The following is a 14,416-nucleotide window of genomic DNA, read 5'->3' on the forward strand; positions in this document are numbered from 1 at the left end:
GCGAGTCGGGGCGCGCAGCAGGTCGGCGGCGGTGCCCTGCGCCACCAGACGGCCGCCGCGCTTGCCGGCGCCGGGGCCGATGTCGATGATGTGGTCAGCGCGGCGGATGGTGTCTTCGTCGTGCTCCACCACCACCAGCGTGTTGCCCTGCGAACCCAGCGTGTGCAGCGCATCGAGCAGCACGCGGTTGTCGCGCGGGTGCAGACCGATGGTCGGCTCATCGAGCACGTAGCACACGCCCTGCAGATTGCTGCCCAGCTGCGCCGCGAGGCGGATGCGCTGCGCCTCGCCGCCGCTCAGCGTGGGCGCGGCGCGATCGAGCGTCAGATAGCCCAGGCCCACCTGGTCGAGGAAGCCCAGCCGCGAGCGGATCTCGGCGATCACGTCGCGTGCGATCGTGGCCTCGCGGCCATCGAGCTTCTGGGTCTCGATCCAGCGGCGCGCGTCGTTCACCGCGCGCGCCGCCACCGCGGCGATCGACTGCTCGCCCTCCGCCCCGCGGCCGAAACGCACGGCCAGCGAGACCGGGTTCAAGCGCGCGCCATGGCAGGTGCCGCAGGGCGCGTCGGCCACGTCCTCGATCTCGGGTTCGGCGAAGGTCTTCTCGCGCCCGCCGGTGTCGTCGTCGCGCACCGAATCGTCGAGGGCCTTGCGCTGCTCGCGCGTCAGCGTGAGGCCGGTGCCCACGCAATCGGGGCACCAACCGTGCTTGCTGTTGTACGAGAACATGCGCGGGTCCAGCTCGGGGTAGCTGGTGCCGCAGGCGGGGCAGGCGCGCTTGGTCGAGAACACCTTGACGCGGCCGATGCGGTGCGTCGGCGCGCCGGCGGCCATCGCCGCCTTCAGGCCGTCGAGCGGGCCCAGCAGGTGCACCACGCCCTTGCCGAGCTCCAGCGTCTTCGCGAGCAGCGCGCGCAGTTCGGCCTCGTTGTCGGGCGTGACGACGATGTCGCCGACCGGCAGCTCCAGCGTGTGCTCCTTGAAACGGTCGATGCGTGGCCACGGCGAGGTCTTCAGGAATTCGCCGTCGACCCGCAGGTGCGTGTGGCCGCGCTGCGCGGCCCACTTCGCGAGGTCGGTGTAGACGCCCTTGCGGTTCACCACCAGCGGCGCGAGCAGGCCGATGTGCTGGCCCTTGTAGTCGCGCAGCAGCTGCGCGGCGATCGACTCCGGCGTCTGCGGTCGCACCGCCACGCTGGCGTCGGCCGTGCATTTGGGACAGTACTGCGTGCCGAGCTTGACGTAGAGCAGGCGCAGGAAGTGATAGACCTCGGTGGTGGTGGCGACGGTGCTCTTGCGGCCACCGCGGCTCAGGCGCTGCTCGATCGCGACGGTGGGCGGGATGCCGTACACCGCGTCGACCTCGGGCCGGCCGGCCGGCTGCACGATGCTGCGCGCGTAGGCGTTGAGGCTCTCGAGATAGCGGCGCTGGCCCTCGTTGAACAGGATGTCGAAGGCCAGCGTGCTCTTGCCCGAACCGGAGACACCGGTGACCACGCTGAACTTCCCGCGCGGGATGTCGACCGACAGGCCCTGCAGGTTGTGCTCGCGGGCATTGACGATCTGGATCGCGTGGGCGGCAGCGCCGGCCTCGCGCTCGCGCCGGGCGCGCCGCGCCTCGGTCAGCAGCGACTGCAGCGGCAGCCCCTCCTCGACCGCGAGGCCGCCCTGCCCGAGGCTCTGCTCGTACTCGCGCAGCGCCGCGCCGGTGTGCGACGTGGGGTGCCGCTTCACGTCGTCGGGGGTGCCGGAGCAGACCAGCTCGCCGCCGGCCTCGCCGCCCTCGGGACCCAGGTCGACCAGCCAGTCGGCCGCGCGGATCACGTCGAGGTTGTGTTCGATCACCAGCAGCGAATGGCCGGCCTCCAGCAGCTTGCGGAAGGCACGCATCAGCTTGGCGATGTCGTCGAAGTGCAGGCCGGTGGTTGGCTCGTCGAACAGGAACAGCGTGCCCTTCTTCGCCACCGCCTGGCGCGAGCTGCTGCCGTTCTTTGCGGCCTCGGCCAGGAAGCCGGCGAGCTTCAGGCGCTGCGCCTCGCCGCCGCTCAGCGTGGGCACCGGCTGGCCGAGCTTCACGTAGTCCAGGCCCACGTCGGCCAGAGGCTGCAGCGCGCGCAACACCTCGCGATCGTCGGCGAAGTAGCGCACCGCGTCGGCGATGGTCAGCTCCAGCACCTCGCTCACGTCGAAGGACTTGCCGCCGCGCTGGACCTTCACCTCCAGCAGTTCGGCGCGGAAGCGCTTGCCGTCGCAGTCGGGGCAGCGCAGGTAGACGTCGCTGAGGAACTGCATCTCCACGTGCTCGAAGCCCGAACCGCCGCAGGTCGGGCAGCGGCCGTCGCCGGCATTGAAGCTGAACATGCCCGCGCCGTAGCCGCGCTGCAGCGCCATCGGTGCCTCGGCGAAGATGTTGCGCAGCGTGTCGAAGGCCCCGACGTAGCTGGCCGGGTTGGAGCGCGCGGTCTTGCCGATCGGGCTCTGGTCGACGAACACCGCGTCGCTCAGCCAGTCGGCGCCGAGCAGGCGGTCGTGCGCGCCCGGCGTCTCGGTGGCCTTGCCGAAGTGGCGCGCCAGCGCGGGGAACAGCAGGTCCTGGATCAGCGTGCTCTTGCCCGAGCCGGACACGCCGGTCACCACCACCAGGCGTTGCAGCGGGAACTCGACCGTGATGCCGCGCAGGTTGTGCTCGCGCGCGCCCTCCACGATGAGCCTCGGCGTGCCGTCGGTCACCAGCCGCTTGAGACCCAGGCCGATGCTGCGGCGCGCGCCGAGGTAGGCGCCGGTCATCGTGTCGGCGCGCTTGAGGTCGTCGGGCGTGCCGTCGAACACGACGCGCCCGCCCTGGGTGCCGGGGCCCGGGCCCATGTCGAGCACGCGGTCGGCGGCCAGCATCACGGCCGGGTCGTGCTCCACGACCACCAGCGTGTTGCCGGCATCGCGCAGGCGGTGCATGGCCTGCACGATGCGGTTCATGTCGCGCGGGTGCAGGCCGATCGACGGCTCGTCCAGCACGAACAGCGTGTTGACCAGCGACGTGCCGAGCGCGGTGGTGAGGTTGATGCGCTGCACCTCGCCGCCGCTCAGCGTGCGGCTCTGGCGGTCGAGCGTGAGGTAGCCGATGCCCACGTCGCACAGGTACTTGAGCCGGGTTCGCACCTCGTCGAGCAGCAGCTCCAGTGCGTCGTCGAGCATCGTGCTCGGCAAGGTGAGCTCGTCGAAGAAGCGCCGCAGCCGATCGATCGGCAGCAGCATCAGGTCGTGCAGGCTCAGGCCCGGCAGCGCTTCCAGCTGTTCGCGCGACCAGGCCGCGCCGACCGGCAGGAAGCGCTGGGCCGCCTTCAGGGCCGCATCGGCCCCCTCCTTCGTGCCGATGCGCCACTGCAGCGACTCCAGCTTCAGGCGCGCGCCGCCGCAGGCGGGCACGGCGTGTAGCTGCGGTACTTGGACAGGAGCACACGGATGTGCATCTTGTAGGCCTTGCTCTCCAGGTACTCGAAGAAGCGCTTGATGCCGTACCACTGCTTGTTCCAGTTCCCCTTCCAGTTGGGCGTGCCGTCGAGCACCCAGTCGCGCTGCGCGTCGCTGAGCTGGCTCCAGGCGGTGTCGCGCGGGATGCCGGCCTCGCCGGCGTACTTCAGCAGGTCGGCCTGGATCTCCTTCCAGGCCGGCGTCTGGATGGTCTTGACGACACCGGTGCGCAGCGTCTTGCGGTGGTCCGGCATCACCAGCCCCAGTCGACGCCGATCACGCGGCCGAAGCCGCGGCAGGTCTCGCAAGCGCCGAAGGCCGAGTTGAACGAGAACATCGACGGCTGCGGATGGCTGTAGCGCAGCTCGCTGTCGGGGCTGTGCAGGCCGGAGGAGAAGCGCCAGAGCTGTTCTTCGCCCTCTCCCGCCACGGCATAGACGTTGACGCGCCCGCCGCCGCGCTTGAGCGACACCTCGAGCGCCTCGACGACGCGCGATTTCTCGGTGCCGTCGAGCCGGAAGCGGTCGGCCACCACGTCGAGCAGCTTGCGCGGCCCGGTGGGCGTGGCGATCTCGCGCTCGGCCTGCACGCGCGTGTAGCCGCTGGCGGCGAGCCATTGCTCGACGTCGGCCGCGGTCGCGCTGGCCGGCAGCTCGACCGGGAAAGTCACCACGAGGCGCTGGCCGGGCGCGGCGCGCTGCTGCAGTTCGCGGTAGATCGACTCCGGATCGTCCTCGCGCACCGGCTTCGCGGTCTGCCGGTCGAACAGCTGCGCGGCGCGCGCGAACAGCAGCTTCAGGTGGTCGTTCAGCTCGGTCATGGTGCCGACCGTGGAGCGCGAGGTGCGCACCGGGTTGGTCTGGTCAATCGCGATGGCCGGTGGCACGCCCTCGACATGGTCGACCGCCGGGCGGTCCATGCGGTCGAGGAACTGGCGCGCATAGGCGCTGAAGGTCTCGACGTAGCGGCGCTGGCCCTCGGCGTACAGCGTGTCGAACACCAGGCTGGACTTGCCCGAGCCGCTGGGCCCGGTGACGACCGTCAGTTCTCCCGTGTGGAGGTCCAGGTCGAGGTTCTTCAGGTTGTGCTGGCGTGCACCGCGAATGCGGATCACGCCGGGAGGGCGCTGACCGTTGGGCATGGGGGTTCCGGGGGGTGAGCGGAAGATTCTAGGGATCGGGCCCGTCACGTCGGGGCGTGCTGCGGCTAGCCGCAGCGCGCCCTGGGGGCATCCCGCGCAGGCCGCCCGCGGCTCGCCGGCCGAAGCGGCCTCAATGGCGCAGCGGCAGGAAGCGGTGGCCGGCAGCCAGGTCGAGCACGGTGCTGAACCGGCCGTCGCAGCGCTGTCGCAGCGCCGGCCAGAGCTTGAGCAGCAGCTGGGCCGTGGCCAGCGCATCGGCGGAGGCCTGATGGCGAGCCAGACAGGTGATGCCGTGGTGCGCCAGCCAGTCGTCAAGGCTGCGCTGCCGTGGCTCGCGATGCAGCACGGCAGCCAGGTGCTCGAGATCGAGCCAGGGGTTGTCAGGGGCGCGCCCGAGCGCGTCGCGGCCGGCCCGCTCGATCAGCGTGCGGTCGAAGTCGCTGTGAAAACCCACCAGCGGCGACCTGCCGATGTAGGACTCCCACGCCTGCAGCGCCTCGGCCGGATCGAGGCCCGCACGCTGGGCGCCGATGCCGATACCGTGCACGAGGATGTTGGCCTTGTCCGGACTCGCGGACGGCGCCCCGGACGGGCGCAACAGCAACTCGAAACGGTCACCCAGCACGATGCGCGGACGTCGCCCGCCGCGCTCGCCCTGCACCGGCGCGAAATGCACGCCGACCGCGGCGATCGCCAGCAGGGGGTCGCGCCGCGGATCGAGTCCGCCGGACTCGACGTCGGCCACGATCCAGCGCGCGTCGTCGAGCGCCCCCGCGGCGGGCGCCGTGCCGCGCCCCCACCGCGAGCGCCAGCGTTGCAGCAGCGTCGTCATCCGCTGCCCCCGTTCAGCGCAGGTAATCGAGCTCGATGCGCTGCTGCAGGCGGCGCGCGACACGGAACGCCTCCTTCAGGATGCGATGGTCGAGTTCGTTGAGGGCGTCGAGCCGGATCGCGTTCGGATGCTGCCGCGCGTCGCCTGGCGCCAGGCCTTCGAGCTGCACGCGCAGCCGCAGCATCTGCAGGAACTCGAAGGCGCCGATCCAGGCCTCGCCGTGCTGCGGCGGCGCGCCGCGCGCCCGGGCGATCGCCTCGAGCCGACGGCGCGTGTTGACCTCGGGCACGCCGAGCGCCAGGCAGTGCAAGCGCGCGGCGTTGACGAAGATCGCCGTGCCGTGGAGCTTCAGGTCGATCGCCCGGACGCCCTCGATCGTCTGGCTGTCGATGCCGCCCAGCCAGTCGAGCGGTGCGCGCGTGCGCAGCAGGTCCTCGGCCAGCTGCCGGCAGAAGCGGGGCACCTCGCGAGCGCGTCGCGTGACGAAGTCGCGCAGCGGGCCGGCCAGCGCAACGGCCCCGGCCAGCGGGCGGAAGTCGAAGTAGATGCTGGCCGCCAGCAGGTCCCTGGGAGCGCCGTGCTCGATCCAGCGCGCAAAGCGCTCCTGCCACTCCGCCGGCGTCAGGCAGCATTCGGGATTGCTCGCCATGACCTGGCCCTTGCACAGCGGATAGCCGCAGGCATCGAGCGCCTCGTTGACATCCCGCGCGAAGGCCAGCCAGGCCGGACGGTCGGCCGCGGGCTCGCGGCTTTCGAAGATCAGGCCGTTGTCCTGGTCGGTGGCGATGGTCTGCTCCGACCGACCCTCGGAGCCGAAGGCGAGCCAGCAGGCGCGCGCGAGGTCCAGGCCGTGGCGTGTGGCGGTCAGCTCGATCAGCCGCCGCGTGAGCAGGTCGTTGAGGTGGCTGATCAGCTCGGTCAGTTGACGGGCCTGCACGCCCTGCGCCAGCAGCGCGGCGGCGAGCCGGCGCAGGTCGGCCGCCACGGCCGGCATCGCGTCGACAGTGCCCACGCTGCCGATCGAGCTGCTGAGCTGCCTCACCGAAAGACGCTGCATCACGAACAGGTCGCGTTCCGACACCACGCCGACGAGCCGGCCCGACGACGTGATCGGCACGTGGCGCAGCCCGTGGCGCGACATCAGCAACGCGGCGTCCTGCGCGGTGTGGTCGACCGTCAGCGCGTGCACCGGCTGCGTCATCACCGCGGCGATCGGTGTCGACAGCGGCAACTGCGGCAGCGTGATGCGGTCCAGGATGTCGTAGCGCGTCAGGATGCCGGCCGGCGCGCCCAGGTCGTCGGTGACCAGCATCGAGCCGATGCGGTGCTGCTGCATGGCCTGCAGCGCCTGCGCGAGCGGCGTGTCGGGACGGCAGGTCCGCGGGGCCGGCGTGGCCAGTTCGCCGAGCCGGCGCTCGAGCGACTGGGTCGCGAACGCCTGCGACGCGTAGGCCGACTGCAAGGCCTGGCGCGAGGCGTCGATGAAGTTGAGCATGCGCCGGTTCAGCAGGTCGGCGAACGGCGGGCTCGCCGCGACGAGCTCGTCGACGGCCTCCAGAAGCAGCAGCAGGCAGAAGGTGTCGCGCGTGGCGGTGTAGACGGCGCTCACCGCGCGCCGCGCCATCAGGGCGGCCACCGGAAACATGTCGCCGGTCTCGTACTGGAAGCCGCCCTCGTCGACCTGATCGGCCCCCCGCACGGCACTCACCGCACCGTCGCGGATGAAGTAGAGATGCCGGACCGGCCCGTCCTCGGGCCGCAGTACGCACTCGTCGGGCGCGAAGTAGGCTTCGCTCGCCGCGGCGACGAAGCGCTCGACATCCACCGTCGCCATGTGCGAGAAGGGCAGGTAACGTCGCAGCAGCTGGCACAGGTGGCCCAGCAGCGGCCCGCAGGGCCGGGGTGCGGCAGCAGGGAGCGCCTCATCGCTCATCGCGGTCTCCTCGTCGGGCATCGGCGACCGTGACACCACGGCGACCGGCGCCGTCATCTTGCCTGCCTGCCGGCTTGCGCGCGAAACAAAAAAGCGCGCTGCATAAGCAGCGCGCCGTCGCATCGGAATGCGGTGGGTGGGGAGAGGTCAGTAGCCGGTGGACGACGCCGCCGACGCAGCCGGCGGCACCTCGATCCCGTGCTTCTCTCCGCTCATGTCGATGTCGCCACCGCTCTTCGACAGCACGTACAGCACGACGGCGGCGAAGGCGATGAATCCGAGTGCGATCTTCCACATGGTCCTGGGCTCCTCAGTCCTTGGCGTAGATGTCGACGTCCTTGGTCTCGCGGACGAAGATCAGCCCACGACGAAGGTGATGCCGGCGATGATGATCGGGTACCAGAGGCCGTTGTACATGTTGCCGGTCTGGGCCACGATCGCGAAGGCGGTGGTGGGCAGCAGGCCGCCGAACCAGCCGTTGCCGATATGGTACGGCAGGCTCATCGAGGTGTAGCGGATGCGGGTCGGGAACATCTCGACCAGCATCGCGGCGATCGGCCCGTACACCATGGTGACGTAGATCACCAGGATCACCAGGATGCCGACGATCAGCGGCTTGTTCATCTTCGCCGGGTCGGCCTTGGCGGGGGTAGCCGGCGGCCTTCAGGGTCTCGGCGACCGACTTCTTGAACTCGGCGTCCTTCGCCTTCGCCTCGTCGGGCGGGAGGCCCTTGGAGCTGTAGCTCTGGATGACCGTCTCGCCGATGGTGATGGTGGCGGGCGTGCCGGCGGCATGCGCCACGTTGTCGTAGCTCACCGAGCCGGCGGCCAGGACCTGCTTGGCGATGTCGCACGAGCTGGTGAACTTGACGGTGCCGGTCGGGTTGAACTGGAACGAGCACTCGGCCGGGTCGGCGTGCACCAGCACCTTGTTCTTCGCCTGCGCGGCGGCGAGGTCGGGGTTGGCCGCCTCGGTGAGCGCCTTGAACAGCGGGAAGAAGGTCAGCGCGGCGATCAGGCAGCCGGCCAGGATGATGGGCTTGCGGCCGATCTTGTCCGACAGCGAGCCGAAGACGATGAAGAACGGCGTGCCGATCAGCAGCGAGATCGCGATCATGATGTTCGCGGTGGCACCGTCGACCTTCAGCGACTGCGTCAGGAAGAACAGCGCGTAGAACTGACCGGTGTACCAGACCACGGCCTGGCCGGCGGTCAGGCCGATCAGCGCCAGGATCACGATCTTCAGGTTCTTCCACTGGCCGAACGACTCGGTCAACGGCGCCTTGGAGGTCTTGCCCTCCTCCTTCATCTTCTTGAAGGCGGGCGATTCGTTCATGCTCAGGCGGATCCACACGCTGATCGCGAGCAGGAAGATCGAGACCAGGAAAGGCACGCGCCAGCCCCAGTCGGCGAACGCCGCTTCGCCGACCAGCGTGCGGGTCCCCAGGATGACCATCAGCGACAGGAACAGGCCCAGCGTCGCGGTGGTCTGGATCCACGAGGTGTACGCGCCGCGCTTGCCGTGCGGAGCGTGCTCGGCCACGTAGGTGGCGGCACCGCCGTACTCACCGCCGAGCGCCAGGCCCTGCAGCAGGCGCAGGCCGATCAGGATGACCGGCGCGGCCACGCCGATCGCGGCGTAGTTGGGCAGGATGCCGACGATGAAGGTCGACAGACCCATGATCAGGATCGTGACCAGGAAGGTGTACTTGCGGCCGATCATGTCGCCCAGACGGCCGAAGAAGATCGCGCCGAACGGTCGCACGATGAAGCCGGCGGCGAACGCCAGCAGCGCGAAGATGAAGGCCGAGCCGGCATCCAGCCCCGCGAAGAACTGCTTGGCGATGATGGCCGCCAGCGATCCGTACAGGTAGAAGTCGTACCACTCGAACACGGTCCCGAGCGAGGACGCGAAGATGACCTTCTTCTCCTCCGCGGTCATCGGGCGCGCCGCAGCGGCGCCGGAGGTGGGTAGAACAGCAGCCATGGCTTGTCTCCTGCTTCAATCTTGAAGTTCGCCGCGGGATGCGGCGTTGGGAGAAGGATCGCTGCCTGCTCTGACCTGTCTCTGACGCGAAACCAACTGCAACTGACAACCCCCGGGAGAACCCGCGGATCAGTTTTTGCGATGTGAGACCCAGACCGGAATCGGTCTGGGTAGTTTCACCGGGGTCGCTGAACCCCGGCCTCCACGGCGACCGCCGCACGCCAGCGTTGGTCGAAACCCTCGGCGCCGCGCAGGCAATCGGCCACCATGTCCAGGGCATCGAAACCCCAGAACAGGCGCGGCGCCGCCGCGTCGGCCCGGTGCACCTCGAGCGTCGGCACGCCGAAGATGCCGCGCGCGATGGCGGCGTCGGTGTTGGCGCGCAGTTCCTGCTTCACGGCGTCGGAGCGCGGGTCGCGCGCCGGCTGCAGCCGCGCCTCGAGGCCCGCGAGCCGCCGGGGCTCGTCGACCTCCGCGCCACCGGTCCACACATGGCGCAGCACCGCCTCGCACTGATGGCGGTTCGCCAGCCCACCCCGACCGCAGGCGACCAGCAGGCGCAGCAAGGGCAACGGTTGAACGGATGGACCGCCGGCAGCTGCAAGTCGATCCCGTGGCGGTGCGCCAGCCAAACGACCTGCCGGTAGGTCCAGTCGCGCTTCGGGCCGATCTCGGCCGGGCCGAGCTGGCCCCACTGCTTCAGCAGGCCGGCGAACAACACCGGTCGGTAGTCGACCACGTAGCTGCAGCCTTCGAGCGCCTGCGGCAGGCGCTCGAAGGCCAGATGGGCGTAGGGCGAGATCGGGTCGAACCAGAAGGTGATCGGCGTCATCCTGCGGACTCCTCCGGCTTGCGCCGCACGTCGAGCTGCAGCCAGACGGCGCGCTTGCCGGCATCGTCGAGGCGCGACCAGGCGGCGATCTCGTCGATCGTCCGGTAGCAGCCCTCGCACCAGCCACTGGCCGCGTCGATGCGGCAGATGTCGATGCACGGCGAGGCGACCGGCGTCGCGTCGTCGTCCCTCGTCGTCGGGCGGCCGTGCGTCGGGCTCATGACTGCACCACGTCGGCCACCGGCGCGGCTGTCAGCTGTTCCAGCGCCTGCGGACTCAGCGCGAACACGCCATTCGGATGGCCGGCCGCCGCCCACACCTCGGCAAAGCGGAACAGCTCGCGGTCGATCAGCGTGACGCAAGGCGAGGCATGGCCGATCGGCGACACGCCGCCGATCGAGTAGCCGGTGCGCGCCTTCACGAAGTCGGCGTCGGCGCGGCCGACCGCACCGACCAGGGCAGCCACCTTCTTCTCGTCGACACGCCGGTCACCCGACGTGACGACCAGCACCGCCACGTCGTCGGCTCGACGCCGGAAGATCACGCTCTTGGCGATCTGGCCGAGCGCGATGCCCAGCGCGTCGGCCGCCTCCTGCGAGGTGCGGGCGGCCACGTCCAGCCAGCGCGGCGCGTGCGCATGGCCGCGCTCGGCCAGCAGTTGCGTGACGCGGCGGAAGCCTCGGGCCGCTGGGCCAGCGATGCGTCGTCGCTCATGCCGGCACACCGCGCTTTGCCAGCACCGCGTTCGCCACGCACGAGACCGGCTTGCGACCCAGCACGCCGGAAACGAAGGCCGCCGTGTCCACCAGAGCGTCGAGATCGATGCCGGTCTCGATGCCCAGCCCGTGCAACAGGAACACCACGTCCTCGGTCGCGACATTGCCGGTCGCCCCCTTGGCGTAGGGGCAGCCGCCGAGACCGGCGACGCTGGCGTCGAAGCAGTGCACGCCGAGTTCGAGACAGGCGTAGATGTTCGCCAGCGCCTGGCCGTAGGTGTCGTGGAAATGGCCGCTCACCTCGGCGAGCGGGTAGTGCTTCAGCGCGCGTTCCATTGCGGCCTGCACCCGACGCGGCGTGCCGACGCCGATGGTGTCGGCCACACCGACGTGCTGCACGCCGATGCCCTGCATCAGACGCACCACCTGCTCGACGCGGTCGGGCGACACCTCGCCTTCGTAGGGGCAGGCCAGCGCGCAGGAGATCGCGCCTCGCACCTTGAGGCCGGCCTCGCGCGCCGCGGCGACCACCGGCGCGAAGCGCTCGATCGATTCGGCGATGCTGCAGTTGATGTTCTTCTGGCTGAAGGCCTCGCTCGCGGCACCGAACACGACGACCTCGTCGGGCCATCCGTCGCGTGCCGGCTGCAGCGCTGCCTCGAGTCCCTTCAGGTTCGGCACCAGGACGCTGTAGCGCACGCCGGCCCGGCGGCGCAGACCCGCCATGACCTGCGCGTTGTCGGCCATCTGCGGCACCCATTTCGGGCTGACGAAACTCGTGACCTCGATCTCGCGCAATCCGGCGGACTGCAGCCGATGCACCAATTCGATCTTGTGCTCTGCAGCGACCGGCTGCTTCTCGTTCTGCAGACCGTCCCGTGGACCGACGTCGACCAGCGTCACCCGGCTCGGCAACATGTGTGGTTCCTCACAAACATTTGGCGGTGCATTTCGGTGCGCCGAAGCGCCCCCCGTGAACGGGCGGACGGCTCTCCCCATTGTGCGGGATGGGCGTGACGACACCGGTAACGCACCATGCGCTCAACTTCCGGGGCTCGCTGCGATGTCCACCACCTTCACCCGCCTTCAGCTCGCCACCCGCATCCATTTCACGCTGCTGCGCACGCTGGGCGAAGGCATCGACGTGGCCCGCATGCTGCGGCAGCGCCACTACGCCGAAGAGGTGGCGAGCGTGTGCCGCAGCCTCAGCGACTACGCGCTGCATGAACTGGCCGATCGCTTCGAGGACGCCACCGCCGCCGAGGACATCAAGATCCACATGGAAGTTGCCGCGCGAGAAGCGCGCGCCGCGCTGGCGCAGATCCCGCGCCGTGCACCGGTCGCGCAGCAGGAACTCGCGTGGTCGCAGGACACCAGCGGATTCGGTCTGAGCCGCCCCCTCCAAGCCCTGGACACCGCGTTGCCCGCGCCGGCGCGCATCAGCCGCTTCTCGCCGTCGAACTGGCTGGGCATCGGCCGCGATCGGCAGGACAGCGCCGCTCCCTGACGACGCGCCGACCGGCTCACGCGGCAGCGGCCGCCGCCGGCTCGAAGTCCAGCAGCGCCTCGCCTTCGGCGACCTGTTCGCCGGCGGCGAAGCGCAGGCCCTTGACGACGCCGTCGCAGGGTGCATTCAAGGTGTGCTCCATCTTCATCGCCTCCATCACGGCCAGGGCCTGGCCGCGCCGTACACGTTCGCCGGCACCCACCAGAAAGCCCACCACCTTGCCGGGCATCGGCGCCGTCAGGCGCCCGCCTTCGCCGGCACCGTCGCCGGCATGGGCGAGCACGTCCACCTCGCGAACCCAGGCCGAGCCGTCGGGCGTGAACACGGCCAGGTGCTCGCCGACCGCATAGGCCGACAGCATCAGCCGGCGTGCGCCGAGCCGGACATCGTGGCGTTCCGCGCCGAGCGCCTGCACCTCGAAGGCCTGTACCACCGTGTCGACCTGCAACTGCATCGCGCCGTCGCGCGTGCGTTGCAGCGACGCGCGCAGCGACATGCCGGCGTGTTCGATCTCGAAGCGCCGCAAGGCGCTGCCATGCAGGCGCCAGCCATCGCGGCGCGACCACGGGTCGGCGTCCTCACCGGCCCGCTCGTGCGCGAGCGCGTGCGCGACCACGCCCGCGGCGACCCATTCCGGCGCCAGCGGCGGTGCATCGAACAGGCCTGCGCGTTCCCGCTCGATCAGTCCGGTGTCGAGGTCGGCCGTGGCAAACGACGGGCTGTTGACCACGCGACGCAGGAAGGCCACGTTGTTCTGCGGCCCGACCAGATGGGTGTGCGCCAGCGCCCGGTCCATGCGCACGAGCGCCTGCTCGCGGTCCCGGCCCCAGACGATGAGCTTCGCGACCATCGAGTCGTAGTAGGGCGTGATCGCATCGCCTTCGCCCACGCCGGCGTCGATCCGCACCGCCGCCGACTCGGCGCCGTTGGCACACTCGAAGGCCACATGCGCCGGCCAGCGCAGCACGTGCAGGCGGCCGGTGGACGGCAGGAAGTCGGCATCGGGGTTCTCGGCGCAGAGGCGCGCCTCGATCGCATGGCCATGGATCCGCAGTTCGTGCTGCTGCAGTGGCAGGGGCTCGCCGGCCGCGACCCGCAACTGCCACTCGACGAGGTCGAGCCCGGTGATCGCCTCGGTCACCGGATGCTCGACCTGCAGCCGCGTGTTCATCTCCATGAAGTAGAAGCGGCCGTCGGGCTCGGCGATGAACTCCACCGTGCCGGCACCGACGTAGCCGACCGCCTTCGCGGCCGCGACCGCCGCCTCCCCCATCGCGCGGCGACGATCCTCGCTCATGCCGGGCGCCGGCGCCTCCTCGAGCAGCTTCTGGTGGCGGCGCTGCACCGAGCAGTCACGCTCGAACAGGTAGACGCAGTGACCATGGGTATCGCCGAACACCTGGATCTCGATGTGCCGCGGCTTCTGCAGGTAGCGCTCGACCAGCACGGCGTCGTCGCCGAAGCTGCCGAGGGCCTCGCGCCGGCAGGACGCGAGAGCCGCATCGAACGCCGATTCTTCGCTCACCACGCGCATGCCCTTGCCGCCGCCGCCGGCACTGGCCTTGATCAGCACCGGGTAGCCGATGCGCGCGGCCTCGCTCCGCAGCAGCGCCGGGTCCTGGTCGGCGCCGTGGTAGCCGGGCACCAGCGGCACGCCGGCCGCTTCCATCAGGCGCTTGGACTCAGCCTTCAGGCCCATGGCCCGGATCGCCGACGGCGTGGGGCCGATGAACACGATGCCGGCTGCGACGCAGGCCTCGGCGAAGCCGTCGTTCTCGCTGAGGAAGCCGTAGCCCGGATGCACCGCCTGCGCGCCGGTCGCGATTGCGGCCTCGAGGATGCGGTCGGTGCGCAGGTAGCTGTCGCGCGGCGCGGCGGCGCCGATGCGGACCGCCTCGTCGCAGGCCTTGACATGCCGCGCGTTCGCGTCGGCATCGGAGTACACCGCGACCGTCGCGATGCCCAGCCGCCGCGCGGTCGTGGCCACGCGGCAGGCGATC

The 14,416-nt window shown here is 70.4% G+C and carries 8 protein-coding genes and 3 pseudogenes; 1 reads left to right on the top strand and 10 read right to left on the bottom strand.

Annotated features, from left to right (window positions below; genetic code table 11):
• The 9 genes and pseudogenes from uvrA to Y694_RS14705 form a co-directional block, all read right to left on the bottom strand.
• Positions 1–4,609, bottom strand: a pseudogene (gene uvrA, locus Y694_RS14670) (excinuclease ABC subunit UvrA); the annotation flags it as partial.
• A 130-nt stretch (positions 4,610–4,739) separates the two neighbouring features.
• Positions 4,740–5,441, bottom strand: coding sequence for a 3'-5' exonuclease (locus tag Y694_RS14675; protein ID WP_051495802.1), 702 nt, complete (start codon positions 5,439–5,441; stop codon positions 4,740–4,742).
• A gap of 13 nt (positions 5,442–5,454) precedes the next feature.
• Positions 5,455–7,374: a DUF294 nucleotidyltransferase-like domain-containing protein gene (locus Y694_RS14680; protein ID WP_231497703.1), complete on the bottom strand. Its 1,920-nt coding sequence runs from the start codon at positions 7,372–7,374 to the stop codon at positions 5,455–5,457.
• Between the two features lie 147 nt (positions 7,375–7,521).
• Positions 7,522–7,671: a hypothetical protein gene (locus Y694_RS24895; protein ID WP_011830923.1), complete on the bottom strand. Its 150-nt coding sequence runs from the start codon at positions 7,669–7,671 to the stop codon at positions 7,522–7,524.
• Positions 7,672–7,684: 13 nt separating this feature from the next.
• Positions 7,685–9,361: pseudogene (locus Y694_RS14685) on the bottom strand (MFS transporter).
• 176 nt (positions 9,362–9,537) lie between these two features.
• Positions 9,538–10,193, bottom strand: a pseudogene (locus Y694_RS14690) (2-hydroxychromene-2-carboxylate isomerase).
• Positions 10,190–10,414 carry a DUF1289 domain-containing protein gene (locus Y694_RS14695; protein ID WP_036233772.1) on the bottom strand — a complete coding sequence of 75 codons (225 nt, stop codon included), beginning with the start codon at positions 10,412–10,414 and terminating at the stop codon, positions 10,190–10,192. Before Y694_RS14695 ends, Y694_RS14690 begins: the two are co-directional and overlap by 4 nt.
• Positions 10,411–10,893: a YbaK/EbsC family protein gene (locus tag Y694_RS14700; protein WP_036233782.1), complete on the bottom strand. Its 483-nt coding sequence runs from the start codon at positions 10,891–10,893 to the stop codon at positions 10,411–10,413. The genes Y694_RS14695 and Y694_RS14700 overlap by 4 nt, the downstream gene beginning before the upstream one ends.
• A 10-nt stretch (positions 10,894–10,903) precedes the next feature.
• Positions 10,904–11,827, bottom strand: coding sequence for a hydroxymethylglutaryl-CoA lyase (locus Y694_RS14705; RefSeq protein WP_036233775.1), 924 nt, complete (start codon positions 11,825–11,827; stop codon positions 10,904–10,906).
• A gap of 145 nt (positions 11,828–11,972) precedes the next feature.
• Here Y694_RS14705 and Y694_RS14710 point away from each other — a divergent pair, with 145 nt between their 5' ends.
• Entirely contained in the window at positions 11,973–12,416 is a 444-nt protein-coding gene (locus tag Y694_RS14710; protein WP_011830929.1) for a hypothetical protein, read from the top strand.
• Positions 12,417–12,432: 16 nt separating this feature from the next.
• Here Y694_RS14710 and Y694_RS14715 read toward each other — a convergent pair whose 3' ends face one another.
• On the bottom strand, positions 12,433–14,415 hold the full coding sequence (locus tag Y694_RS14715; protein ID WP_051495803.1) for an acetyl/propionyl/methylcrotonyl-CoA carboxylase subunit alpha: 1,983 nt from the start codon (positions 14,413–14,415) through the stop codon (positions 12,433–12,435).
• Position 14,416 lies beyond the last annotated feature (1 nt).

Source organism: Methylibium sp. T29-B (genome assembly GCF_000576225.1).
GTDB lineage: Bacteria > Pseudomonadota > Gammaproteobacteria > Burkholderiales > Burkholderiaceae_C > Methylibium > Methylibium petroleiphilum.

Bases quoted from the DNA above. Each gene is read 5' to 3' on its own strand.
- Y694_RS14695 (WP_036233772.1), bottom strand. From the start codon at position 10,414: ATGAGCCCGACGCACGGCCGCCCGACGACGAGGGACGACGACGCGACG.
- Y694_RS24895 (WP_011830923.1), bottom strand. From the start codon at position 7,671: ATGTGGAAGATCGCACTCGGATTCATCGCCTTCGCCGCCGTCGTGCTG.
- Y694_RS14710 (WP_011830929.1), top strand. From the start codon at position 11,973: ATGTCCACCACCTTCACCCGCCTTCAGCTCGCCACCCGCATCCATTTC.
- Y694_RS14680 (WP_231497703.1), bottom strand. From the start codon at position 7,374: ATGAGCGATGAGGCGCTCCCTGCTGCCGCACCCCGGCCCTGCGGGCCG.
- Y694_RS14675 (WP_051495802.1), bottom strand. From the start codon at position 5,441: ATGACGACGCTGCTGCAACGCTGGCGCTCGCGGTGGGGGCGCGGCACG.
- Y694_RS14705 (WP_036233775.1), bottom strand. From the start codon at position 11,827: ATGTTGCCGAGCCGGGTGACGCTGGTCGACGTCGGTCCACGGGACGGT.